This is a genomic window from Paenibacillus sp. S02, from assembly GCF_019454065.1.
Lineage (GTDB): Bacteria > Bacillota > Bacilli > Paenibacillales > Paenibacillaceae > Paenibacillus > Paenibacillus polymyxa_B.
In genome coordinates this window covers 5,373,410-5,399,528 of the sequence record NZ_CP073682.1, presented here as the reverse complement: position 1 = coordinate 5,399,528, position 26,119 = coordinate 5,373,410, and the positions used below count along the sequence as shown (strand labels likewise).

The following is a 26,119-nucleotide window of genomic DNA, read 5'->3' as shown; positions in this document are numbered from 1 at the left end:
TATTCCGTACAAGCTAGACGTATACTTCGTGGATGGATATGCGTTGTAAGGCAATAGGATACAAGATAATGAGAAGGCGGTGGACGATTAGATGTTGAAAAAAAGTACAGCGATACTCTTGATGGTGATCGGGCTGCTTGGCGGCAGTCTGCTCACTTTTGCCTATACTGGAACGACTACAGTAGGGAACAGCGCTCTGGGCGAAGGACTGCTGGCGAGTGTGACAGGTAGCAGTTCTACCTCCAGAAGTGATATCCGCAAAATTGAGACGGCGATGGATCTGATTCAGGGACAATATTATCAGGATGTGGATCGTACCAAGCTGGTGGATGGCGCCATCAATGGTATGATGGAGTCGCTCGGCGACCCGTACTCCTCTTATATGGGTAAAGAAACTGCACAACAGTTCGAGCAATCCATTGAAGGTTCTTTTACCGGTATCGGAGCCGAAGTAGCGGCCGAAAACGGGAAAGTAGTTGTAGTCACGCCAATTAAAGGCTCCCCGGCAGAGAAGGCAGGGTTACGCTCTAAGGATATTATTTTGTCTGTTAATGGTGAAACACTGGACGGATTGGATCTAAACAAGGCCGTTTCCAAAATCCGTGGACCTAAAGGCAGTCAGGCGAAAGTCAAAATTCAGCGCAGTGGCTCTCCTGATCCGCTCGAATATACGATTACCCGTGACAACATTGATATGGAAACTGTAACGGCTCATATGGAAAGTGACGGTGTAGGCGTCATCACGATCACCCAGTTCTCCTTGAATACAGCAGAACGTTTCAAGGAAGAATTAGCGAAACTCGAAAAACAAGGGCTAAAAGGGCTCGTCATTGACGTGCGTAATAACCCGGGCGGCGTGCTTTCCGTCGTCATTGAGATTGCGCAGCAATTTGTACCTTCCGGCAAAACGATTGTACAAGTGGAAGACAAGAATCAGAAGCGTGAAGAAGAGAAATCCAAAGGTTCACGCAAAAATTACCCTGTGACTTTGCTAATGAATAAAGGTAGCGCAAGTGCGTCCGAAATTCTGGCAGGTGCTCTCCAGCAATCAGCAGGTGCTGTGTTGATCGGGGAAAATTCCTTTGGTAAAGGTACTGTACAAACCAGCTATGACAAGCAAATGGGTGACGGTAGCCTGCTCAAAATCACGATTGCCAAATGGTTAACGCCAAATGGTACGTGGATTCATAAAAAAGGGATTAAGCCGAATATTGCGGTGGAACAGCCTGAGTACTTTACAGCAGCACCATTGAACAAGGAAAAGTCCTTGAAATACAATATGAATAGCAGTGATGTGAAAAATGCACAAATCATTCTGCAAGGCTTGGGTTACAAACCAGGTCGCAAGGATGGCTATTTTGACAAAGTAACGGAAAGCTCTGTTATTGATTTCCAAAAACAAGCGAAGCTGACGGCTAGCGGCATCATTGATGCGAAGACAGCAGCGGCGATGGAAGCCAAGCTGATTGAGAAAATTCGTGATCCGAAAAATGATAATCAACTCAAGCAGGGGATTGAAGAGATTCGGAAGGAAATGAAGACAAGCGTAGCGAAATAATAGTGAGGCTACAACAAGGGGGCTGGAAACAGCCTCCTTTTATATTGGGATTTATTTGCAGTCTGTCGGTTTGTCTTCCCTACGTTGGCAATTTCATATAGAATAAATGGATATGAAATGTACGTGATCCGCTATACAGCGGGCCAGGGGCATAAGGAGTGTGAATGGACTTGGAATGGGCATTACAATGGGGATGGAGCGTCTTGAATGCTTGCTTGTATCTGCTTTTGCAGCCGTTTTATTATATCTCGATACTCATTGTCGCACTTGGTTATCGTCGGCAAATGCTGCTGGAGCGCAAGCTATTTCATACCAAAATGCATAGCTGGGCTGCAGAGACCTGGCGTGTCGTATGGAGTGGTTTGCTTGCTGGAATGGCGCTATCTGCTCTGGGAATGTTCGTCAGTGTGCATCTGAACTCGGCTTCCATCGTGTGCCTGTGGGTAGCGACATTACTGCTCATGCTGGTACGCGTCCGTTACCTGTGTCTCGCTTATTCGGTAGGTCTGCTAGGTGTGGTTCAATTTTTCCTAAACGTGGCCAGTGGCTGGCAACCTGGAGGAGCGCTCGGAACATCAGTAGCAGCCATCCGCGGATTGGATATCCCAGCACTGTTGGTGTTGGTCGCCGTGCTGCATGTGGCTGAGGCGCTGTTGGTTCGCTGGCAAGGGGGGAAAGCTGCCACTCCGCTGTTTGTCGAGGGCAAACGGGGAAGATTGGTTGGCGGTTATCGTATGGAAGACCTCTGGCCCATTCCGTTGTTGTTGTTGGTACCGACTCAGGGAGGATTCACGCTTCCCTGGACACCTTTGTTCGGTGGCGATGCCGGAGCCGGGTATATGCTAGCAGCCTTGCCAGTCCTGATGGGCTTCAGCAGCGTGACGCTAGGCCAGCTACCACGACAGAAGGCGGTACTTACTTCGAACCGTTTGCTCCTGTACAGTGTGGCTTTACTTCTGCTGAGCTTGCTGGCTGCATGGTGGAGTCCGCTGATATTGTTAGCAGCGTTATTCTCCTTTCTGGCTCATGAGGCGCTGATCTGGTATGGTAATATAGAGGAAAGTCGTCTTAGCCCGATGTTTGTCCATCCGGAGCAAGGGATGCGTGTTCTCGCTGTGCTGCCAGACAGTCCAGCGACAGCCATGGGCATACTGCCGGGCGAGGCCATTTATCGCGTGAATGGAGTTGTTGTGAATACCCGTGCCGAGCTACACCAGGCCTTGCGGATCAACTCTGCTTTTTGCAAGCTGGAGGTACGCAATCTGCAAGGCGAGAGCAAGTTTGTGCAGCGAGGCATGTACGATGGCGATCATCACCAGCTAGGGGTCGTGCTTGCACCGGATGCAGACGCGAGCTGGGCCGTATCCATACAGCCGGCCTCCATCTATCGGATTGTTGCCATGCATATAGGCGCACGACGACGTAAAGCTGGACAGGCATCGCAGGCAGAGGGTACACAGTTGGATACCATGAACAAATAGATGTTACAACAAGAGGGTAGTCATTATTTGATTAGAGTCGAATAAGGCTACGCTCTTTTTATATGCCGACAGTAGCCTGCTTGAAATCAATATTCTGATCGGTATACAATGAATATGTAATAAGAAGCATTGATGAACCGAATGCCTATCATGTGTGTCAAGCAGGGAGAGGAAAAGATGAACGCGATTCACTTTATTCGAGAGTACATCAGGCATCCACGTAGCGTAGGCGCTGTTATACCCAGCTCAAGACAGTTGGCCAAACAAATTGCCACACCGATTTACTTTGACAAAGCATCGTGCATTATTGAATATGGTGCAGGGACCGGTGTGTTTACGCAAGAGCTGATTTTGAACAAGCGTCCAGAAACGCTACTTTTAGTGATTGAAGCTAATGAATCGTTTTACAAAACACTACAAAGCAAGTACGGACACTTGGAGAAGGTACACATCATTCATGGATCGGCTGAGCATGTAGCTCAGTATATACGACAGTATGAGGTCCCAAAAGTGGATTATATCGTGTCAGGGCTCCCTTTCACCAGCTTGCCCGCTGCATTATCCAGCCTCATTTTGGGACAAACGGCTGAGGTTTTGGGCCAGGAAGGCAAATTTATTACGTTCCAGTACAGCAAGGTCAAACACAATTTTTTCCGCACCTTTTTTGCTGACATTCAGATTAAAAAGGTAAACTACAATGTCCCGCCCGCTTATGTGTTCACTTGCAGCCTGTAACCTTGCAGCTATGTAGAAGATTAGAATAAATACGAATGCGATTATACGGATGATTATGAGAAGACTTGGTCAGCGTCATTGAGATGCTGAAACGGTCTTTTTTTGTTGTGCACTTTTATGGATATATAAGAAGGGGATATGTTAAAAAGCAAAATTCATTTAAGGAATCATATTTTAAAATGGGGCTTAACCTATATATTACATAAGATGGAACCTGCTAGATTTTTGTAAGATTCATGATAAATCTGAACTTTTGTTAAAGGAGATTTATATATGGTAAAACCGCTGATATTCATGCGTTGGTGTGAGTACTATGAGTTAAGTGACCGTGAAACGGATTTTGTATCTTTTTTTATGATGAATTTCTCGGCTGCCCGTTCAGGCAATCAACCGAAGCTTAGGGAGCAGTTTGTTGAAATTCAGAAAAAAACCTTTCCTGAGTACCCGTTTGATATTACCCCGGAAGAACTGGATTACTCCAAATTCGAAGGCTTGATGAAGCAAGTGTTGAAATTTCATTTTGACACGGCCGAGCTGCTATACTCCTTCTATCTCCAAAAACTGTGCGCACCTTTGGCAGAATACATTTTATCCACTGGAGAGTCAGAGCCTGCACGCATCTATTATAAGCTTATTCAAAAGCATAAAGTGCGCTAGGGAAGACGAGTTGTGGATGAGCAAGAGCTAGTGGGATACCTCAAACTATATGGTTATTTAAGAAATTAATACTAGCAAATTAAAACAATAGTTAAAAATGTCAATATACCTTTGTGTTAAGGTAATATTATAAATCCAGTTTCAAAGAAAGAGGGTGTTGTTTTCGGCTGGAACACTTCAAGCACGGATATGATGCTGCAACGGAACGATAAGCTCGTTTGGGGACAGGGAAGGGGCCTTAAAGCCTCAAGGAGGGGCATTCGTATGGGTGCCGCTCTTTTTAAATTGAAGGGAGGAAAGCGGCATGAAGGCAAAAAATAGTAGTACTATTTGGTCCAAACGTTCCAAATGGCTGCCTGTCGTCATGGCATGCACGATTATAGTAGGGGGTGCTCTACCGACTCCAACTGTAGTTCACGGTCAAACGGCAAAGACTGTTACCATTAAAGTCGATACATCCAAGGATCGTAAGCCTATTAGCCCTTATATTTACGGTACGAATCAGGAGTTGGCAGGCGATGAGAATCTGACTGCCAGACGACTTGGTGGCAATCGAATGACCGGATATAACTGGGAAAACAATATGTCCAATGCAGGAAGCGACTGGATGCAGTCCAGCGATAGCTATTTATGCGACAACGCCGGATTGACAAAAGCCGAATGTGAAAAGCCAGGTGCGGTGGCAACCTCGTTTCACGATCAATCGCTGAAGCAGGGCACATATTCTTTAGTCACACTGCCGATGGCCGGTTATGTGGCCAAGGATGGAAACGGAAGTGTGCAGGAAAGCGAAAAGGCTCCTTCCGCTCGGTGGAATGAGGTCGTAAACGCTAAAAATGCGCCGTTTCAATTGCAGCCTGATCTGAAAGACAATCAGGTTTATGCGGATGAATTCGTCAACCTTTTAGTGAAAAAGTATGGCTCTGCTTCAACAAAAACAGGTGTGAAAGGATACTCGCTCGACAATGAACCCGCTCTCTGGTCGCATACGCATCCGCGCATTCATGGTGAAAAGGTTGGAGCGAAAGAGTTGGTAGACCGGTCGGTAAGTTTATCCAAAGCTGTTAAAGCAGTTGACGCGGGTGCGGAAATTTTTGGACCCGTTCTTTACGGTTTTGGCGCCTATAAAGATCTTCAAACTGCACCTGATTGGAACTCTGTAAAAGGCAACTACAGCTGGTTCGTGGACTATTACCTGGATCAAATGCGTCTCAGCTCGCAAGCAGAAGGCAAGAGATTGCTGGATGTCTTCGATGTACACTGGTATCCTGAAGCGATGGGCGGAGGCATACGAATTACAAATGAGGTAGGCAACGACGAAACGAAGAAAGCCAGAATGCAAGCGCCTCGTACTTTGTGGGATCCGACCTACAAGGAAGATAGCTGGATTGCTCAATGGAACAGCGAATTCTTGCCTATACTGCCTCGATTAAAGCAGTCGGTGGATAAGTATTACCCAGGAACCAAGCTGGCTTTGACTGAGTATAGCTATGGTGGCGAAAATGATATTTCCGGCGGTATCGCTATGACTGATGTGCTGGGCATCTTGGGCAAAAACGACGTTTATATGGCAAACTACTGGAAGTTAAAGGAGGGTGCCAACAACTACGTTAGTGCCGCTTACAAGCTTTACCGCAATTATGACGGAAAAAGCTCTACTTTCGGTGATATCAGCGTTCATGCGCAAACGTCGGATATTGTTAATAGCTCGGTGCATGCTTCCGTAACGGATGCATCCTACAAAGAACTGCACCTCGTTGTCATGAATAAAAGCATGGACAGTGCATTCGACGCCCAATTTGATCTTTCCGGCGAGACGACTTACGGTTCCGGTAAAGTATGGGGCTTCGACAAAAATAGCTCGCAAATTAAGGAAGCAGCGCCAATCACGCAAATTTCAGGCAACCGCTTTACCTATACAGTACCGCCTTTGACGGCTTATCACATCGTGTTGACTGCTGGCAATGATACGTCTGTGCCACCTGTGGAAGGTCCTGAAAGCTTTGAGCTGAGGGCTGAGGCTGGCGATGGGAAAGTCGATTTATCCTGGGACGCTTCCAGCGAAGTTGTAAGTTACAGTGTACAGCGGGCAACATATGAAAACGGTCCTTTTGCTGCTGTAGCATCCAACTTGGTCGAAACGTCTTATACGGATACTAACGTAACGAACGGCACTTCTTATTATTATAAAATAACCGCAAAAACAAAGGCGGGAACGAGCGAATCCAATGTTTTGAAAGCGGTTCCGCGAACGCCTGTAGACGGACAGGATCGCTATGAAGCCGAAGATGGCACGCTGAAGGGAACCATTGTGGAATCCAGCGGGACCGGCTTCTCCGGTACTGGTTATGTAACTAATTTCCACAATGCAGGGGATTCCCTGACGATGACGATTCAGGCAGAGGCGGCAGGCTTGTACAATCTTACAATCGGCTACCGTTCTCCTTATGATGACAAACGCACGAATTTCTCTTTAAACGGGAAAGCGTCTGGCGAGCTAGTACTTTGGAAAACGGCTGATTTTAAAGAAACTTCCGGTGGTAAGGTTCTGTTGAATGCAGGGGCGAATACGATCGGTTTTGAAACAGGCTGGGGCTGGTATGATATCGACTATGTCAAGCTGGAGCCAGCTGCTGACCGTCCACCGCATGCGGTAACCAAAACGCTCATCAATCCGAATGCGACGGTAGAAGCAAAAGCATTGATGAACTACCTGGTTGATCAATACGGCAAGAATATGCTCTCCGGTCAAGAGGATATGCCCGAAATTGATTGGCTTCAAGCAAATGTAGGTAAAAAGCCGGCTATTGCAGCGCTTGACCTAATCGACTATTCGCCAAGCAGAGCAGAACACGGTCTTAGTTCCACAGAGACGGAAAAGGCGATTGAATGGGATAAGCAAGGGGGCATCGTTACCTTTGCATGGCACTGGAACGCGCCGAAAGGTCTGATCGATACGCAGGGAAAAGAATGGTGGAGAGGCTTCTATGCCGATTCGACTACATTCGATATAGAATTTGCGATGAATCATCCAGAGTCCGAAGATTATAAATTGCTTATTCGCGACATCGATGTGATTGCAGGGCAATTGAAGAAGTTGCAGGATGCGAAAGTTCCAGTCCTGTTCCGTCCTTTGCACGAAGCGGAGGGCAAATGGTTCTGGTGGGGCGCCAAAGGCCCTGAGCCTGTTAAAAAATTGTATATTTTAATGCATGACCGTTTGACTAAAGTGCACAAATTGAACAATCTGATCTGGGTCTGGAACTCTGTTGCTCCCGACTGGTATCCGGGAGATGAGTATGTGGATATTTTGAGCTTCGACTCTTATCCGCAAGCAGGCGACTACAGCCCGCAAATTGCAAAATATGAAGACCTTGTTACATTAGGCAAGGACAAAAAGTTAGTTGCCATGAGCGAAAACGGACCTATCCCGGATCCTGACCTGATGAAGGCGTATCAAGCCCATTGGAGCTGGTTCGCTACATGGTATGGGGATTTCTTGAGAGACGGCAAACAAAACAGTCTTGAGCATCTGAAAAAAGTGTATAATCATCCGAACGTCATTACGCTTGAAAAACTCCCGACTAACTTAAAAACGTATGGCATTACCGAGCAGCCATCAGTACCGGGCAGCTTCACGCTGAACGCAGCGGGCGAAACGGCGAAAGTAAAGCTGAGCTGGACAGCATCAGCGAATGCAGCAAGCTATGAAGTGAAGCGTTCGACGGCTGAAAACGGCGCGTTCGCCACAGTAGCGAGCGATGTATACGGAAGCAGCTACACCGACACAGCCGTAACAGCAGACACGATGTACTATTACCAAGTCGTAGCGAAGAATGATGCAGGTCAAACGGTTTCGAACACGGCTAGCGCAGCGCCGAAGGCGGATACTCAGCAGCCAACAACGGGACTGGTGCTCCAGTATCGCACAGCGAATACAAATGTGAACGACAATCACTTGAACCCGCATTTCCAAATTGTAAACAAAGGCACAGCATCTGTACCGATCAACGAGTTGAAAATTCGCTACTACTACACGATCGACGGCGACCGCGCGCAGACATTCAACTGCGACTATGCGACGCTGAGCTGCTCGAAGCTGAATGGTAAGCTGGTTAAAATGGATAAAGCTGCAACCGGTGCTGATTATTATTTGGAAGTCAGCTTCAACTCGGATGCAGGCGTGTTAGCCTCTGGAGGAAGCACGGGCGAAATTCAAACCCGTATTCATAAAACAGACTGGTCGAACTATAATGAAAGTGACGATTACTCGTATAAAGGCACGCAAACTTCATATGCCGATCATACGAAAGCTACGTTGTATCATAATGGCGTACTTGTTTGGGGAACCGAACCGACAGCTAATTAAGGAGGATTTTACGAAATCCGCGAGAGCATCTCTTACAAGTGTGGAGAAGGAACGCGGTGCGTAGAGCAGTTGTAGCGAGCAGCCAGTCGCTGGAAACCCACCAGTGACTGGTTATTTAGTTTCGCTTGAATCCCAATTGAGTTACAGAAAGTGATATAACCTCGAACGGTCTATACAACGATTGGCAGTCGTTTTACACATGAGATTCTCGAGATATGGGGGGATGATCAGTGGGCGCTCCTTTACGGGACATGCTCATGGTAATGCCTTTTCCCTTTCCTACAGCTGGGTATACCTGAGATGTATATGCGCTGTCTTGATCGCTGTGGAACGGAATACTTGCTCGTTCTGGAAGTTGATTCAGTGTAACCAAAACAAAGGAAGTATCTTGCTTGTCCGCTATACCGTAAGCTGCAATTTCCCCAGTGTACAGTTTTAGGGTACTGGAGAAGTACAGGATTTTACCGCCAGAAGGTAAATAAATGATGCACGTGACGAGCTTACATAGGGGCATCTCTGCATAAAATTGCCGCTTTCATCTTTATTTCTAAGGGGTAACTCACTCCAGTTGTCAACGCAAAAACACCTCCAAGGTTACCTCCTAAGCTTACGACAGGGTTACATTCTCTTGAAAGTGTTTTGATGTATCCCACGTTATGGGGTCAATCCCCCCAGTCCCAAGTAGGGATTTTACTTTAAGTACATAGCAAACGGGGACAAATTAAAATTTCCCATGTTCATCCGACTTATCTGATTTTTTGTCTAAAAGCTCGCCCTCTGAAGAGGTGAACAGTTCCTTCAATATGCGATAAGCTTTATTTTGCCCTGCTTCATTCTGCTGGGAAAGTATATGAATGCATTCCCAAATCCAGGGCTGGCTTTTGAGTTCTTCATATGGATTATAGTCAAAAAATGCGAATACGTTTGTGTCTAGTGCCTCTGCTATTTTCTCCAATGTCTTGATCTGCACATTGACCTCACCGCGCTCCAACTTGCCGATATAGGAACCTGTTGAATCGGATGCTTCTGCTAACTGTTCTTGTGTAATACCCCGCAATTTTCGAAATTGACGGATTTTCGTTCCTAATAGTTTCGTTGTTTCCATAGACACCCACACTCCTATAGTAAGAGTGTAGACAAAGCTGGATTAAGCGTGGAGGTAATTAAATTGCCTTAATTATTCAATATTTAGTTCTTGTAAGAACTATTTTAATAAACATCAAATTCCATAATATAATAAATCAGTGTAGAAAAGGGGTTGACCGTCATCCAATTTATTCATATAATTTCTAGTATATTGTAATTGATTGTCGAGGAGGGTGATTTTTTTAAATCATCTGAATACGCCGGGGGTGTTTTTATTGGAAAATGCAACCACGATCCGTTCGGAAATTGAAAAAGAACTAAAACTTGGTGGCTACACTTTTAATAGTTTTGGACAAGCTACGGGGCTTAACCGGGGCATCTTTAGTGCTATGCTTAACGGCAATCCGCCTAAACCTATCTCGGTAAGACAAATGGACCTGATTACCAAAGCGTTTAATTATCCAGAAGGCTGGTTGTATGACCTGTATGTGGATGAATGTTTTTATGATGGAAGACCACATTGGAAAAGGGTCAAGCCGTTCCTGATTCGTTGTGTTGAAGTAGGAAATCTGCGATGCGTGGAGAAAGTGCTCTCACGCTTAATGGAAGATCTTAACCACATTCCAACAATCTTTGCTTTGGCAGAGGAGCTTTATGAAGAAGGGAAGTTAAAAGAGGCAATTCCTTTCTATGAATGTGTCATTGAAAATGAGAAATACCAACATTCCGAGAGGTTGGCTATCAGTCACTATAGAATTTTTTCAATATCTGTTAGTGAACATATGAAGATAAATTTGGAAGCTGCACTAAGATTCGTACCCTTTAGAAATCGGGTACCCTTAGATTATCATTTAGATGGTCTGCTTAAACTGTCAAATCTTTATTACAACTTGCATCATTGGAAAGAAGCAGAGCGTTATGCAGATGAATTAAGAGCGCTTGCAACTATTGTATGTAAAAGTAGAGAAACTAATAAAAAGAATTCTACATTGAAAACTGAGAGACATTTAGTTGTCTACTATGGTCAAGGTTACTTGACGAAGGGAAATGCTTTGGAAAAACAAGGGAAATATGAAGAGGCCATGCAGTTTATTTCTGGCTATGCCGATTTGAGTTGGTTTGAAGATTTAGGGGAAATTGGGCAGCAAGAAGTGCAAAGGTTCACACTTTGGGCAAATGCTAATCAACTTAACTTGAATATTCTTATGGGTGATACAAGTAGTTTGCCAATGTATATTCAATTTCTTAAAAGCAACCCTCCCGAAATTTTATTGGGGTTATTAACGATAGTAGAGTCGGCTAACAAGTATGATTTTTTGATAGAACATATTTTACAGCAGTTTTCTAACGAACTTACGTCCTTTAATACTGAATTATCTGTTGGTACGAGTTACTATAAGCAATCATTTAGTTATGACACTTATGCTGATTTGTGTTACCAACTGGCCATATATATGTTTAATAACCTTTTCCATGAGAAAGGTGTTTATTATATTTTAAAAAGCTTAAGAAAATATCTGGAAATCAATAACAAAGAAAAGTGTATGGTCTGTACAGCTTTGTTCGAAAGATTCAGACTTGAGGCCACGAAAGACCAAAAAGCAGAATATGAAAGTATCATGGAGGAGGTTTTAATCAATGCAAGTAAAAAACCTGAAATACATGCTAATTATAGGGCTTTTTAGTTTCTTTGAATTGTCCCATACTATTACTGTTTTTGGACATGGAACTGGAGCTTAATAGTTATCAAAAAACCAGCCTCAGTAAGGCTGGTTTTTTGATTCATCCCGTTAAAGGGATGAATTGGGTTTTATTATATTTTTAACCTGTAGGGAAGGTATCAGCTTGTAAACTAATGTAAATACCACACCGAACAGGAGGTTTATTGATGTGAAATGGAAACAATTGGAGGAATGCATCGAAGAAAAGCGGAAGGAATTAAATGATTTGGCGAATGAGGTGGGATTGAAGGATCGGCGGGTGTTAATCAAGTCCATGGAGTTGGATCGACTCCTTAATAAATACAGCGACTGGAAATATAGCTATCATAGACAACAGAGCATACCCCAAAGTTCACAAATACAAGAGAAGCAACACGAGCTTGTCCTATCTTATTAATCTTCAAGTATCATGACAAGATAAAACCTAACTTCACCAGGGCTTCTAATACATAGTGGGATATAGAATAAACAAAATAAGCTCTATGCATCTCGTACGCCGCTCTTATACACGTTGTTCGTACGGTTTATTGTTCTGCGTCTACATCAGAGCGGAAGCCATGTATTAATGATGAATATGTATCAAAAAAACCTCCCGATTCACGTTATTGCGTGACTCAGGAGGTTTTTGGGTTTTACTGTTGAAGCTGGCGTAGTACGGTGATTTCGACACGGCGGTTTTTTTGTCGTCCAGCTTCGGTGCTATTGTCACCAACCGGCCGGGTATCTGCATAACCCGCATACTGAAATCCTGAGGGTGAAAGTTGCTCTCTGTCGAGAAAGAATCGGAGTACGGACAGTGCCCGTGCGCCGGAAAGCTCCCAGTTGTCCTTATACGTCGATGAGTTCGAGGAGCGCGTGAACGGAATGTTGTCCGTATGGCCCTCAATGCTAATCGGTGTTTTCAAATCTCGAAACAGACTGGCCAACTTGGATAGCGTGTTGGCAGAGCCTTGCTTGAGTGCAGCTCTACCTTGATCGAATAAAAAGCGGTCATTTAGCGTAATGACAATACCACGCGGCTGATCTGACACAAAAATCTGGTTTTCCAGTTTGTTGTCCGTAATATATTCTTGAATGACACCCATTAAATTTTGCAGCTCTTTTTCCTGCGTGCGAAATGCTTGTTCACGTTCGGTGAGCTTAGTCGATCCAGCTTCCTTTTTATCGGCTGCCGGTTGCTTGGTCGTGGGTGGATTCTTGCTGGTGTAACGATCGGCAGTACCTGTAATGCCCGAGCCTTGCTCCAAAATAGAATCTCCTTTGTGGAACGTATCCTGGAGGGATTGAACAACGACATCGTATTTTTTAGCATCCAGACTACTCATGGCATACATCACAACGAAAAATATGAGCAGCAGGGTGATCAGATCGGCATAGGTAATCATCCAGCGGTCACGATGGTCTCCGCCGCCTCCTTGACCCCCACGGCGCTTACCGCGCGCTCTCATGGAAGTCCTCCTTTGGAGAAGCGTCCTCTGTGCGTGAGCGACGAGGCGGTTTGCGATCTATATTTTGCTCTGAGCGGATAAAGAACTCCAACTTTTTGCGTACAAGCTTTGGATTCTCTCCGTTTTGGATAGCCAGAATTCCTTGCAGCAGCAAATCCATTGTGATAATTTCACTCTCACTGGCTGCTCTTATTTTGGACGCGATGGGCAGGAAGATCAGATTGGCACTAGCGACGCCGTATAGTGTTGCGATAAAAGCAACAGCAATGGACGGACCAAGCGCAGTAGGCTCGGTCAGGCTGCCCAGTACATGGATCAGGCCCATGACAGTACCGATAATTCCCATCGTAGGGGCATAACCGCCTGCGGATTCAAATATTTTGGCGTACCCTTCATGTTTGTGTTCAATGGCATCTAACTCAAGCTCTAAAATCTGTTTGATCTGCTCCTGCTCGGTGCCGTCGATGACCAACTGAAGACCTTCACGCAAAAATGCATTCGGATGCTCTGATGAAGTACGCTCTAGCGCAAGCACACCGGATCGGCGTGAGGTGGCCGCCATGGAAACCAAATCTTCTATATATTGCTTCGTAGGATTGTCCTCACGGCTAAATGCCATCCGTAGAGCGGTGGGGATCGTCTTCAGCTTGGAAGCTGGGTAGCTGATCACAACTGCGGCAAAAGTTCCCCCAAATACAATTAGAGCCGATGTACCTTGAAGCAGCCCTGTAAATTCGCCGCCTTCCCATAAGAAGCCACCGATTAATGCAATGATTCCTGCGATGATGCCCAATACGATGGTGATATCCAAAATTTAATTCACTCCTATTCAAGACTTATCGTTTGCATCCACGGTAAGAAAGAGGTATAATACGGGAACAAACATTCTTATCCAACCATATTTCCCAAGTATCATTGCTCGGGAAATATCGACATAGAGTTACAGGTAAAGACGTTAAAGCTCGACTGGTGTAAAATCATGATGTTTCCATTTTAGACGATAAGGGTGATGCAGGGCAATGAGTGATATCGTTGTTAGCGATAAGACTTTTGAAATTCAGTCGGAATTCCAACCTCAAGGCGATCAGCCTCAGGCCATTTTTGAATTGGTAGAGGGAATTGCAGAAGGAAAGAAGCATCAAACGCTATTGGGTGCTACGGGAACAGGTAAGACGTTTACCATCGCACAGACCATTGCCAAGTTGAATCGGCCTACGCTGGTTATTGCACATAATAAGACTTTGGCTGCTCAACTGGCGAGTGAGTTTAAAGAGTTTTTTCCGAATAACTCAGTCGATTATTTTGTCAGCTACTATGATTACTATCAACCGGAAGCATACATCCCGTCTTCCGATACGTATATTGAGAAGGATTCCAGCATCAATGAGGAGATTGATAAACTTCGCCACTCAGCGACAAGCTCTCTGTTTGAGCGTCGTGACGTTATTATTGTAGCGAGTGTCTCCTGCATTTATGGTTTGGGTTCCCCGAAAGAATATTCAAGCTTGCTGCTTTCGCTTAGAGTCGGCATGGAGAAACCCCGCAATCAGATTTTGTCCCGCTTGGTCGATATTCAATATCAGCGGAACGATATCAACTTCGTGCGGGGTACTTTCCGTGTACGGGGGGATGTTGTCGAGATATTCCCGGCTTCCCACGGGGAACACGCTATACGTGTAGAACTGTTCGGGGATGAAATTGAACGAATTACCGAGATTAATGTGCTTACGGGTGAATTGATCGGTGAACGTGATCATATTGCCATTTTCCCGGCATCTCACTTCGTTACTCATGAGGATACGATGAAGGTAGCATTGGTCAACATTGAACGTGAGCTTGAAGAACGGTTAGCGGAGTTGAAGGAGCAAGGGAAGCTGTTAGAGGCGCAACGTTTGGAGCAACGTACCCGCTATGATATCGAGATGATGAAAGAGGTTGGCTTTTGTTCCGGTGTTGAGAATTATTCAGGTCCACTGACATTCCGCGAGCGAGGAGCAACACCATATACGCTGATGGATTATTTCCCGGATGATATGCTGATCGTCATTGACGAGTCCCATGTTACGTTGCCGCAGATTCGTGCCATGTATAACGGTGACCAAGCACGTAAGAATGTACTGGTAGAACATGGATTTCGTTTGCCATCTGCATTGGATAATCGTCCGTTGAAGTTTGAAGAGTTCGAGGACAAGGTAAGTCAAATCGTCTATGTATCGGCTACTCCAGGACCCTATGAGATGGAGAAATGCGAAACGATGGTACAGCAGATTATTCGTCCTACCGGACTCCTTGATCCGATTATTGAGGTGCGTCCGAGCAAGGGACAGATTGACGATCTCATTAATGAAATACGGCTTCGCATGGAACGTGAGGAACGGGTACTGGTGACCACACTTACGAAGAAGATGTCTGAAGATTTGACTGACTATTTAAAAGAAGTAGGCATCAAGGTTCGGTATATGCACTCCGAGATTAAGACGTTGGAGCGGATGGCTATTTTGCGTGATCTTCGTCTGGGGACCTTCGACGTGCTAATCGGGATCAATCTGTTGCGGGAAGGTCTTGATTTGCCGGAAGTATCGCTGGTGGCGATTTTGGATGCGGACAAAGAAGGCTTCCTGCGTTCTGAGCGCTCTCTGATTCAGACGATCGGACGGGCAGCACGGAACAGTGACGGTCGTGTTATTATGTACGGCGATAAGATTACCGATTCTATGGATAAGGCGCTAAAGGAAACGGAACGTCGTCGTGCGATTCAAATTCAGTATAATGAAGAACATGGGATTACCCCGCAAACCATCCGTAAAAAGATTCGTGATGTTATTGAAGCAACTAAGGTGGCAGAGTCAAAGAATGATTACCTTCCTAATGAGACGGGTAAACTTTCCAAGAAGGAGCGTCAATCACTCATTCAGCGTCTGGAAGCAGAGATGAAAGACGCCGCCAAGAACCTACAGTTCGAGCGGGCAGCCGAGCTACGTGATGCTTTGCTGGAGTTGCGAGCTGATTAAACATTGAGAATAAGCTAGAAGCAAAACATATGAAAATAAAATGTTTGATTGCTTTGCTTTTAAAAATAGTGAGGGCGGCCTATGTGGTCGTTCTCTTTGCGATATATCACTTCCATGGGATAATCCAATGCGATATAGCATGACGTGAACTACGGCTAAGGAGATGAAACATTTGGCGAATGAAAGCATCATCATCAAAGGCGCACGCGCGCATAATCTCAAAAATATTGACGTGACGATTCCACGGGACAAGTTCGTCGTCCTGACAGGGCTTAGCGGCTCAGGTAAATCGTCACTGGCTTTCGATACGATCTATGCGGAAGGGCAACGTCGGTATGTGGAATCTTTATCTGCGTATGCCCGTCAATTCCTCGGGCAAATGGAGAAACCAGACGTTGATTCGATTGACGGTCTGTCTCCTGCCATTTCCATTGACCAAAAAACGACAAGTCGGAATCCGCGTTCTACCGTCGGAACGGTTACCGAAATCTATGACTACCTGCGGTTGTTGTTTGCCCGGGTGGGTCATCCTCATTGTCCTGAACATGGCATTGAAATCACTTCACAGACCGTTGAACAGATGGTAGACCGCATTTTGCAATATCCTGAAAAGACAAGACTGCAGATTCTGGCTCCATTGGTATCCGGCCGCAAAGGTGAGCATAAAACACTGTTCACGGATATAGCCAAGCAGGGCTTTGTACGGGTACGTGTGAATGGAGAACTACGTGAATTGTCTGAGAAGATTGAGCTGGAAAAGAACAAGAAGCACTCGATTGAAGTGGTCGTAGACCGCATCGTAGTCAAGGAAGATGTGCGTGCGCGTCTGTCTGACTCTATTGAGACGGCACTGAATCTTTCAGGTGGGCAGTTGCTTGTAGACATTATGGGGCAAGAGGAGTTGCGGTTCAGCTCCAACTTTGCATGCCCTATTTGTGGATTCAGCATAGATGAACTGTCTCCAAGAATGTTTTCCTTTAATAGTCCGTTTGGCGCTTGTCCAGATTGTGACGGGTTAGGAGTTAAAATGGTAGTTGACCCTGATTTGCTCATTCCCGATCCTGAAAAAAGTGTCGAGGATGGGGCTTTTCAGGCTTGGAGTGGCGGAACTTCCACTTATTATCCTCAATTTTTACAGTCAGTATGCGAGCACTATGGTATTCCGCAGGACATTCCTGTTAGTCAATTGACAACAGAGCAAATGAACCTCATTTTACATGGAACGGGTGAGCAGAAGATCCGTTTCCGCTATGAGAATGATTTTGGTCAACGTAAGGAAGCCTATGTGACCTTTGAGGGGATTATCCCCAATCTGGAGCGTCGTTATCGTGATACGGCTTCTGAGGGTATACGTGAATTTATTGAAGGCTTTATGAGTGCGAAGCCATGTAACACTTGTAAGGGACACCGACTGAAAAAAGAAAGTCTGTCGGTAACCATTCAAGAGCGTAATATAGCTTTTGTGACAGCTTTGTCTATCGGTGAAGCCTCAAACTTTTTCCATACACTGGAGCTGAGTGAGAAGGAGAAGTCGATTGCCAATCTCATTTTAAAAGAAATTAACAGCCGCCTGGGATTCCTCGTTAACGTTGGTCTGGAATACCTGACTTTAAGCCGTGCGGCAGGGACGTTGTCAGGCGGTGAGGCACAGCGTATCCGACTGGCGACACAGATCGGGTCCAGTCTGATGGGCGTGCTTTATATTTTGGACGAGCCTAGTATCGGACTGCATCAGCGAGATAATGACCGTTTGATAAGTGCTTTGGAGCATATGCGGAATCTTGGCAATACGTTGATCGTGGTGGAGCATGACGAAGATACGATGATGGCGGCGGACTATATCATTGATATCGGGCCAGGAGCTGGAATCCATGGTGGGATGATCATGTCGCAGGGGACCCCGCAGGAAGTTATGGAAGACCCGAATTCCTTAACCGGGCAGTATTTGAGCGGACGCAAGTTCATTCCGGTCAATACCGAGCGGCGCAAGCCTGCTGATAAATGGCTGGAGATTCGCGGAGCCAAGGAGAACAATCTCAAAAATGTGAATGTCAAAATTCCGTTGGGTGTTTTCTCAGCTGTTACTGGTGTATCTGGCTCTGGAAAATCGACGCTGGTCAATGAAATTTTGTACAAAACGTTAGCGCGTGATCTGAACCGGGCGAGAGTACGTCCAGGGCAGCATAAAGAAATTCGCGGACTAGAACATATCGAAAAGGTTGTTGAGATCGATCAATCGCCAATTGGCCGTACACCGCGTTCCAATCCTGCAACATATACTGGTGTATTTGATGATATCCGTGACTTATTCTCGCAGACGAACGAGGCCAAAGTACGAGGCTACAAGAAAGGCCGCTTTAGCTTTAACGTTAAGGGAGGTCGTTGTGAAGCTTGTAGAGGCGACGGCATCATCAAGATTGAGATGCATTTTTTGCCGGATGTGTATGTTCCATGCGAAGTATGCAAAGGCAAGCGTTATAACCGGGAGACCCTAGAGGTTAAATACAAAGGGAAAAGTATTGCCGATGTGCTGGAGATGACGGTAGAGGATGCAACGGAGTTTTTTGTAAATATTCCGAAGATTCATCGCAAGATCCAGACACTGATGGATGTAGGTTTGGGGTATATCAAGCTGGGTCAGCCTGCGACTACCTTGTCTGGTGGTGAAGCACAGCGTGTGAAGCTGGCCTCCGAATTGTATCGTCGCAGTACGGGCAAAACCATTTATATTTTGGACGAGCCGACAACCGGCCTGCATGTTCACGATATTGACCGATTATTGACGGTGCTGCATCGTTTGGTTGATTCAGGAGAGACGGTGCTGGTCATTGAGCATAATCTGGATGTGATTAAAACAGCCGATTATCTGATTGATTTAGGACCGGAAGGCGGAAGTGGCGGTGGAACGATCTTGGCTACCGGGACACCGGAGCAGCTCGTGAAAGTCGAAGAATCCTATACAGGTCGATACTTAAAGCCGATCCTTGAACGGGATACCCAGCGTAGTCAAGCGCTTCAGACAGTCGATCTATAGATACCGTTTAACGTACGATTTAAAACCCTGCACAGGCAGGAAGGCAGAATACGAACTAGTGTATTGATGCCTTCGTCTTGGTAGGGTTTTATTTTTTTTGTAAAAAAAGAAAACTTTTATCAAATTCCTGCGTTAAAGCATGTGACACATAGTTTACCAAGCGCTGGAATAATAAGTATATACGTATATTCATCGACAGAAAGTCTCTGAGTAGTCTCTGGAGTTTTGGGTGTTTAGGCTCGGGCTTGAAGAGGTAAATATATAACTCATGATTATATAGCATCATACGAAGTTCCGTGCCCGCGTGACAACCATTACAAGTTGAAGCGAAACCGTCTGAAGTTTTATCACATCTAAGGTTCATACCACATCTCTGAGGAAGTCATGAAGGGAGCTGGAACGCTTGAAGATTAAGCAAAGTAGAGTTTTACGTACACGTGTATATTCATGGGCAGCTGGAGCTGCTTTGGCGGCATGTTTGATGGGATATAGTGCTGCACCGTCCTATGCCTCCGAGGTGTCCGAGGCGTTTGCGCCCAAACAAGCCGAAATCGAAACAAGTGTGGCAATTGGCAGTATTAAAGATTTAGGAAACGCTCACAATTACATTCAACCCGCAGCGAATGGTGGGTTCTTTATGCTGAATGTCGAGGACGATACAGAAGCAAGTGTAGTACACGTCACATATGGCAAGCTGGATAGTTCTGTGGAGGCTGTATGGAAACATCAGCAGGATCTGAACGTACAACCCGGAACAAGCAGCAGTGGAGTCCAGCGGGAGACGTCGGATGGGGGCTTGCTGTTTCTGATTGATTATACAAAACCGAACGGAACACGAGATGTGCAGGCTTCACGATTGGACGAGGATGGAAACACCTTGTGGTCCAAAACATTACCCACAGATGGCTTGATATCTCATGGACAGGATTCTCAGGTTGGTTTGGAGCCACTGGAGGATGGCAGTTTCCTGGTCTCCTATCTAAACCTTGCGGAACAGTCCTTCACTGTACTCAAATACACTGAAGCTGGCGATCTACAATGGAATCGAACGACGGCCGGAGTGACCTCGGGTTGGCTGGTCGGCAGTCACAATGGATATTATGCGCTTTTGAACAGCTCAGATGGTCCCGTTGGGGTACAAACAGATGTATATGGTCGCGATATCCGTGACATCCATCTGGACTTAGGATCAGGTAAAGAAATTGCCGCAGTACGTGAGTTGCCGAGCGGTCATATTGCTGTAACAGGGCTTAAAGGAAACAGCAAGCGTACACAGGTGCTAAGTAATGGTCTGCAATTATTTAGTAATACAGAGGACTATGCGGCTGACCGGGTGTATCTGCCTGAGGAGCAGTTGTATGTCCAGTTCAGTGATCAATATGATCCACTGGGTAAAACCACGAAGATGCATGGCATCACCATTACAGGCTTGAAAGGAAACGGTACAAAGGTGTGGGAAACGAGGACTCATTATAAGGAGGATAATTCCTTCGGCATCCGGTATGATACGGGATTGATATATAAGATACCTTCAGGCTACGCAGTGGTGACATCTACAACAGGCGCTCATAAGCCAACAGTACTCGATTTTGCGAAAATATTGATACCGGAGTAATCCGGTGTCTTTTTTTTTTGAAAGTGAGAAAAACGATATTGTGGGGCTTCATGAGGATAAGAAACAGCCTGCTTGTATATGTCATACAAGCAGGCTGTTAATAGACTCTATATTTAGGATGCAACGTGGCTGGACTGTAAAATAGCAGACAGCTTTTCCTGAAAAGTCGGAATCCCTACACGCTGTACATATGCGTAAAAGCTTTCGCCAGCGCTCCTGTTTTCTTTGTAGAACAGAATGAGCTCTGCCAGTACAGGTCCAACCTGATCCCCGCGTACGCGACCTTTGAGCGCTTTGTTAAACTGGGCGCCTGCTCCAAGCGCTCCGCCGACAGCGATGTCGAACGCATCGACCAATCCTTCTGGTGTCTTTATGAGCGAGCCTTGCAGACCAATGTCCGCAATATGCTTTTGACCGCAGGAATTCGGGCAACCGATAAAATGAATGCGCACCTTTTCATCCAATTGTACGTGCTGATCCAAATACTCGGCAACGTCAACCGCCCGTTTTTTGGTTTCCACAATCGCCAGATTGCAAAACTCATTTCCTGTGCACGATACCGTACGGCTCATAAAATGCTTGGGCTGTGGTGTCAGGCGTTGCAGCACGGGGGCTTCCAGTAGTTCATCCACTTGCTCATTCGGCACGCCGCTCAGTAAAATATTTTGCGACATCGTGGTACGAATCTGACCATCGCCATAGCGGTCAGCCAGGTCGGCCAGTTCATGCAACTCGTCAGCACTAAGGCGACCCACAGGCACGTTCAGACCGACATAGTTCAGGCCTTTTTGGGCTTGAGGATGCACACCGTCAAAATAGGCGGCTTGCCAGCCAATTGTTTTGTCCTCACCTCGTCCGGGCATTTCACCGATGTACTCGGTGAGCTTAGCCAGAAATTTGTCCGGGCCCCAATCGGCAACGAGGAATTTCAAGCGGGCATGGTGCCGCTTTTCCCGATAGCCGTAATCACGGAAAATGGTGGTGACAGCAATAGCAACCTTCAGTACTTCCTCAGGACGAACAAACAAATCCAGAGACTGTGCCATATGCGGCTTGGCGGACAAACCTCCACCAACCATCACATGGAAGCCGACCACTTCTTTTCCGTCGAGGATCTTGGTGGCCGGAGTGAAGGACAGGTCGTTAATTTCAGCCTGTGCATTGTTGTACGTATTACCGGAGATAGACATTTTGTACTTACGCGGCAGATTGGAGAAGTCTCGATTTAATAAGAAAAAACGATTTACTTCATCTACAATCTCCTGGGTATCCACCAATTCATTGGGATCGATGCCAGCCAGCGGATTACCGACAATGGTACGCGGGCAGTCTCCACAGGCTTCAAAGGAATACAAATTGACTTTTTCCAGTCTTTCAAAAATATCGGGCAAGCTTTCGACCGTCAGCCAGTGAAATTGAATAGCCTGGCGAGTGGTGACATCCACAAGACCGCGTCCGTATAGCGCGGAGATGTCTGCCAATGCATGTGCCTGTGCTGAAGTCATGATCCCTGTATTGATGCGGACCCGCATCATGAAATGACCATCCTTAGGCTTTTGCTGATATACCCCAGCCCATTTGAAACGGTCCATATCGTCCGCAGAGATCGAATCATAGCCATCGTTGGCATAGTTTTCGATAATGGTACGGATAACGTCGAGACCGTCCTTTTCCAGCTTGACCAACTCGAATTTGTTAAGCTTATCGGGATGAGCGTTCCAGATTGGTTCGTAGGCCATTCTTTTAACCTCCTTTAAGTGCTTATTTATACTTTAGTGTTTTGGATAGAGGACTCACGATTTCATTCTTTATTTCCGACAATAAAACTAAGATATAATGTGATGGTATCATAGTTGGTTATGCCCGTAAACGAAGGAATGACCTAATTGGTATAACGATTATTTATCGTTTTTGCTTATTTTTTTGATATAAGGATTTGGAAAATTTATAATATAAATAGCATGAGAGGACAGGGATGTGGCAAACGACGCTTTTTTAGAAAAAGATAGGGCTTAAAGCGATTGTATGCGTGTCCCCTCTATGGTAGATTTGGACTAACTGATAGAACAGGGTCATGTAAGAGAGGAAATGGTGAGGGTATATGCGTAAGATGGGGAAAAGGGCAGTTGTTCTGGCTTTGGGCAGCGCTCTATGTGTTTCTGGAACGGCAGGTGCAGCTAGCAGTGGAACTGCGTTAAAGGCCAAAGTCATTAATGGTGGGGTCTATGTTAACGTAAGCGATATGAATAAAGCATTAGGAACCAGCGGCGCATATAACAGCGCAAATGGTACATATACGTTATCGGCCGACCGTGTGCCGCAGGTTGTTAAAAATGTATCTCCTTCTGTGGTCGGTATCATTGGCCGTTCAGCCACGGGAGAGACCGTAGCGGGAGGAGATCGCTACAATCTGGCTCACGGGACGGGTGTCATCATTCGTACAGATGGATGGATTGTGACGAATGCGCATGTTATCGAAGGATTAGGTGATGCCGTGGTCGTAACCTCGGACGGAAAATCTTACGGAATCACCGACAGCTACAGCGATCCGATCAGTGATTTGGCATTAGTCAAAATCAAGGCAAGCGGCCTCAAACCCGCTACCTTGGCAGCTTCAACGAACAGTCTACAGGTAGGTGAGCAGGTAGTGGCTATTGGTACGCCTATATCCTTTTCACTTCGCAATTCGGCAACCTCGGGTGTTGTTAGCGGGCTGAATCGTGGTGTCAATGCTGCTTATCGTTTGATCCAAAGCGATACCGCGATCAATCCTGGTAACAGCGGCGGTCCACTGGTCAATCTCAAGGGTGAGGTTATCGGGATCAATACGATGAAATTCTCGGCGGTCGGTATTGAAAATATGGGCTTTTCGATTCCGTCGGATACGGTGAAATATGTCATCGGCCAATTTTTCAAATACGGAGAGGTTCGGCGCGCCAGTCTTGGTCTAGGGCTGGAAGAGAGCTGGTCAGCTATCGTCGGATTGCCTACCGAGGATCCTTTGAAAGTAACGAAAATTACTTCAGCCAATGCCGTTCAGGCCAAAATCAAGGAAGGCGATGAGCTGTATAGTATTAACGGTAAGCGTGTAGCTTCGGCCATTGACGTCAATGAGCTACTTAAAAACTATCAACCGGGTCAAACGGTGAATGTGCTTATGCAGTCGGACGGTGATATTGTGAAGCGCAAGCTGGTACTGACACAGGATAATGGTGAAATCTATGAGTCCATTCAGTCTGGAGAAGATGGTGAAGATTCGAACGGTTCGGAAGCCGCTGAAGATGGTGGCATAGCGCCTTCTAAGGAAACATCGGAGCCAGCTCAAGGGGCAACTACTGGAAAGTGAACAATAACGGCTCTTGAATCTATAAAATAAAGCTAAAGGGAGATTTACTGTGAAGCATATTCAAAGAAAAATGATGCGTAAGCTGGGGGTCGGCGCTGTCGCATTGTCCCTTCTGCTTTCCGCTTTGCCAGCAGTTGCAGCAGATCAAGATAAAAATATGTTGGAATTGCGTCTGCAAAGCGGCAGCAATACAGCCGTCGTAAACGGCCAAAATGCAAATATCACGAAGCCCTATTCCAAAAGTGGTGCACTGATGGTTCCAGCTGGTATTTTTAAAAAGGCATTTAACAGCAAAATTCGATTGGCTGAAGATAATGTGGTTAAAATCACTAGCGGAACTCATGTTGTATCGCTGACCATTGGTAGCCGTACTGCTTGGGTGAGAGGTCACAAGGTGACACTTCCAGCTCCACCGGAAATGTCATCAGGTATTCTCATGGTGCCTCTGCGTCAAGTAGCAGAAGGGCTTGGCGGTAAGTTGGAGAAGAGCGGCGCCGGAATCATTATTCGGATGGAAGCACAAGAAGAGGCGGGCACGGTAGCTGAAGAGACACCGAACATTGATAATGATGAGGGCAAGACGCAGATCGGGAACAGTTACTATGGCTGGTCTATGAACTATCCAACAGGTCTCGTCATCGGTCAGGGAGGTGGAGATGAGAGTATCTCCACTTTTATGGATGAGAACAGTGCCTACTATATGGAGGTGCACACAGCGTCACAGCCGGTTCCACTGAATGCGGACGATCTGTTGCAACAATTAGTGCAGGCAGCCAAGGAAACGGGAGAAACTGTGATCGATCGAAAATCCTTCCCGAAAGCGAAGGTACCTTATGCTCGTGTCATTACGAAGGATGGGGACGGCGTATTGTGGGAAAATCGTCAGTACTATGACAACGGACGATTGTATGTAGTTTATTTTTCTGATGCTAAAGCAACGAATTATAAAGATCTGGCCCAGTATGCAGGACTCTTAAATTCCTTCAAGACCTCTTTTAATGCGCAGGATAAAAGTATTAAAGACTTGTCCACTGTCGTAGGAGGCACACGCGAGGCCGGGAATCCAGACTACGGTGTGTCACTCAGCATACCCGCAGGCTGGAAAATGGACGATCAACGAATGCAATATGAAAGTAATGATGGATCGAGCTTCCGCATGAAAATAACCTCGGCTCCAGCGGATGGAAAGTTGGAGAACTGGGGCCAGCAGCTGCAAAAATGGCTGGGCGATTCCTTTGTGTCCACGGCTTATGAGGCACAGAAGACGTATCCGTTGGAGGTTGCAGGCGTTCAAGGGTTAGTACAGGAGTACCGTTATAATTTTGGCGATGGTTGGGTCAAGGAGTACAATGTGCTGATTCAGCAAAATGGATACCGCTATTTGGCTGAATACGCAGTTCCTGAAAAAGTAAGCAAAGGAAATGATCAGTTCAACGCGCTCATTTCCTCGCTTCAAATCGATTTTCAAACCGTAGCGAGTAACTTTGGACAGTTGGAAGAAGACGACTATTTGACAGATAAAACGAAAACGGTCAAAAAGACGTCAAAAGCCTATGAATATACGGTGAATATCCCACGATATTGGACCGCGATTAGCGATCAATTTGAATTGGGCGATGTAGAGTACCAGTTTACTGGAGGACGTTTTTCCGTCAAAATCGACAACGACCAGTCATTTGAACTAACGGTATCCCAGCTCAAGGACTTCTACGATAAGCAAGCAAAGAATTACAAAAACCTCAAAGTTGAGGAGGTTAAGGACGTAACGTTTGCTGGTGTTCCGGCAGTGTCCTTTACATTCCATCGTATAGAGGAAGGCATTGGCTACACAGGCCACCAATTGGTTTTGGAACGTGATGGAAAAACGTATACTGTGACAACGACATTGAATGATGCGAACAACACGGCTGTACAGTCTAATGCACTGGATTCAACGTTAAATTCGTTTAATTTTGTGAAGTAGAGGGTGTGGATAAAAGATTCGGGAGGTATGGCGGGAAGAGGCTACGCGTGCCATTTGATCCTACGATCGCTGTTGACCCGGGATTCTTGGATTGT

17 protein-coding genes are annotated in these 26,119 nt (G+C 45.9%); 12 read left to right on the top strand and 5 right to left on the bottom strand.

Going from position 1 to position 26,119, the window contains the following annotated elements:
* Positions 1 to 91 precede the first annotated feature (91 nt).
* The 5 genes from KAI36_RS24065 to KAI36_RS24045 all read left to right on the top strand — a co-directional run bounded on the left by KAI36_RS24065 (position 92) and on the right by KAI36_RS24045 (position 8,800).
* Positions 92 to 1,558 carry a S41 family peptidase gene (locus KAI36_RS24065; RefSeq protein WP_220026200.1) on the top strand — a complete coding sequence of 489 codons (1,467 nt, stop codon included), beginning with the start codon at positions 92 to 94 and terminating at the stop codon, positions 1,556 to 1,558.
* A 164-nt stretch (positions 1,559 to 1,722) separates the two neighbouring features.
* Positions 1,723 to 3,039, top strand: coding sequence for a PDZ domain-containing protein (locus KAI36_RS24060; RefSeq protein ID WP_220026199.1), 1,317 nt, complete (start codon positions 1,723 to 1,725; stop codon positions 3,037 to 3,039).
* 177 nt (positions 3,040 to 3,216) lie between these two features.
* Positions 3,217 to 3,774, top strand: coding sequence for a class I SAM-dependent methyltransferase (locus tag KAI36_RS24055; protein ID WP_071643247.1), 558 nt, complete (start codon positions 3,217 to 3,219; stop codon positions 3,772 to 3,774).
* A 273-nt stretch (positions 3,775 to 4,047) separates the two neighbouring features.
* A complete protein-coding gene (locus KAI36_RS24050) occupies positions 4,048 to 4,431 on the top strand; it encodes a hypothetical protein (protein WP_220026198.1) in 384 nt (127 codons plus the stop codon).
* Positions 4,432 to 4,735: 304 nt separating this feature from the next.
* Complete coding sequence (locus KAI36_RS24045; RefSeq protein WP_220026197.1) at positions 4,736 to 8,800, top strand: glycosyl hydrolase; 4,065 nt, start codon at positions 4,736 to 4,738, stop codon at positions 8,798 to 8,800.
* A gap of 193 nt (positions 8,801 to 8,993) precedes the next feature.
* Here KAI36_RS24045 and KAI36_RS27760 read toward each other — a convergent pair whose 3' ends face one another.
* The gene (locus tag KAI36_RS27760) at positions 8,994 to 9,314 is read right to left on the bottom strand and encodes a DDE-type integrase/transposase/recombinase (protein ID WP_258297603.1); all 321 of its coding nucleotides are present in this window, start codon (positions 9,312 to 9,314) and stop codon (positions 8,994 to 8,996) included.
* 207 nt (positions 9,315 to 9,521) lie between these two features.
* Positions 9,522 to 9,905 carry a helix-turn-helix domain-containing protein gene (locus KAI36_RS24040; RefSeq protein ID WP_220026196.1) on the bottom strand — a complete coding sequence of 128 codons (384 nt, stop codon included), beginning with the start codon at positions 9,903 to 9,905 and terminating at the stop codon, positions 9,522 to 9,524.
* Positions 9,906 to 10,161: 256 nt separating this feature from the next.
* Between KAI36_RS24040 and KAI36_RS24035 the strand changes: the two genes are divergently transcribed.
* Positions 10,162 to 11,571 carry a DNA-binding protein gene (locus tag KAI36_RS24035; RefSeq protein WP_220026195.1) on the top strand — a complete coding sequence of 470 codons (1,410 nt, stop codon included), beginning with the start codon at positions 10,162 to 10,164 and terminating at the stop codon, positions 11,569 to 11,571.
* Between the two features lie 205 nt (positions 11,572 to 11,776).
* Positions 11,777 to 12,004, top strand: a complete 228-nt coding sequence (locus KAI36_RS24030) for an aspartyl-phosphate phosphatase Spo0E family protein (RefSeq protein WP_025718278.1) — start codon at positions 11,777 to 11,779, stop codon at positions 12,002 to 12,004.
* Positions 12,005 to 12,239: 235 nt separating this feature from the next.
* Here KAI36_RS24030 and KAI36_RS24025 read toward each other — a convergent pair whose 3' ends face one another.
* Positions 12,240 to 13,055: a flagellar motor protein MotB gene (locus tag KAI36_RS24025; protein ID WP_013312222.1), complete on the bottom strand. Its 816-nt coding sequence runs from the start codon at positions 13,053 to 13,055 to the stop codon at positions 12,240 to 12,242.
* Entirely contained in the window at positions 13,039 to 13,866 is an 828-nt protein-coding gene (locus tag KAI36_RS24020) for a flagellar motor protein (RefSeq protein ID WP_013312221.1), read from the bottom strand. The genes KAI36_RS24025 and KAI36_RS24020 overlap by 17 nt, the downstream gene beginning before the upstream one ends.
* Before the next feature lie 208 nt (positions 13,867 to 14,074).
* On the opposite strand from KAI36_RS24020, the gene uvrB reads away from it, so the two are divergent.
* The 3 genes from uvrB to KAI36_RS24005 all read left to right on the top strand — a co-directional run bounded on the left by uvrB (position 14,075) and on the right by KAI36_RS24005 (position 20,715).
* Positions 14,075 to 16,066: an excinuclease ABC subunit UvrB gene (uvrB, locus tag KAI36_RS24015; protein ID WP_068938857.1), complete on the top strand. Its 1,992-nt coding sequence runs from the start codon at positions 14,075 to 14,077 to the stop codon at positions 16,064 to 16,066.
* 172 nt (positions 16,067 to 16,238) lie between these two features.
* Positions 16,239 to 19,100 (top strand): excinuclease ABC subunit UvrA, encoded by a 2,862-nt coding sequence (gene uvrA, locus KAI36_RS24010; protein WP_071643233.1) that lies wholly within the window; start codon positions 16,239 to 16,241, stop codon positions 19,098 to 19,100.
* 403 nt (positions 19,101 to 19,503) lie between these two features.
* Positions 19,504 to 20,715, top strand: coding sequence for a hypothetical protein (locus KAI36_RS24005; RefSeq protein WP_220026194.1), 1,212 nt, complete (start codon positions 19,504 to 19,506; stop codon positions 20,713 to 20,715).
* 113 nt (positions 20,716 to 20,828) lie between these two features.
* On the opposite strand, the gene KAI36_RS24000 is transcribed toward KAI36_RS24005, so the two are convergent.
* Positions 20,829 to 22,454 carry a nitrite/sulfite reductase gene (locus KAI36_RS24000; RefSeq protein WP_220026193.1) on the bottom strand — a complete coding sequence of 542 codons (1,626 nt, stop codon included), beginning with the start codon at positions 22,452 to 22,454 and terminating at the stop codon, positions 20,829 to 20,831.
* Positions 22,455 to 22,816: 362 nt separating this feature from the next.
* Between KAI36_RS24000 and KAI36_RS23995 the strand changes: the two genes are divergently transcribed.
* Both KAI36_RS23995 and KAI36_RS23990 read left to right on the top strand, forming a co-directional pair.
* Entirely contained in the window at positions 22,817 to 24,061 is a 1,245-nt protein-coding gene (locus tag KAI36_RS23995; RefSeq protein ID WP_025723428.1) for a S1C family serine protease, read from the top strand.
* Between the two features lie 49 nt (positions 24,062 to 24,110).
* Positions 24,111 to 26,024, top strand: coding sequence for a stalk domain-containing protein (locus KAI36_RS23990; protein WP_220026192.1), 1,914 nt, complete (start codon positions 24,111 to 24,113; stop codon positions 26,022 to 26,024).
* Positions 26,025 to 26,119: the final 95 nt, after the last annotated feature.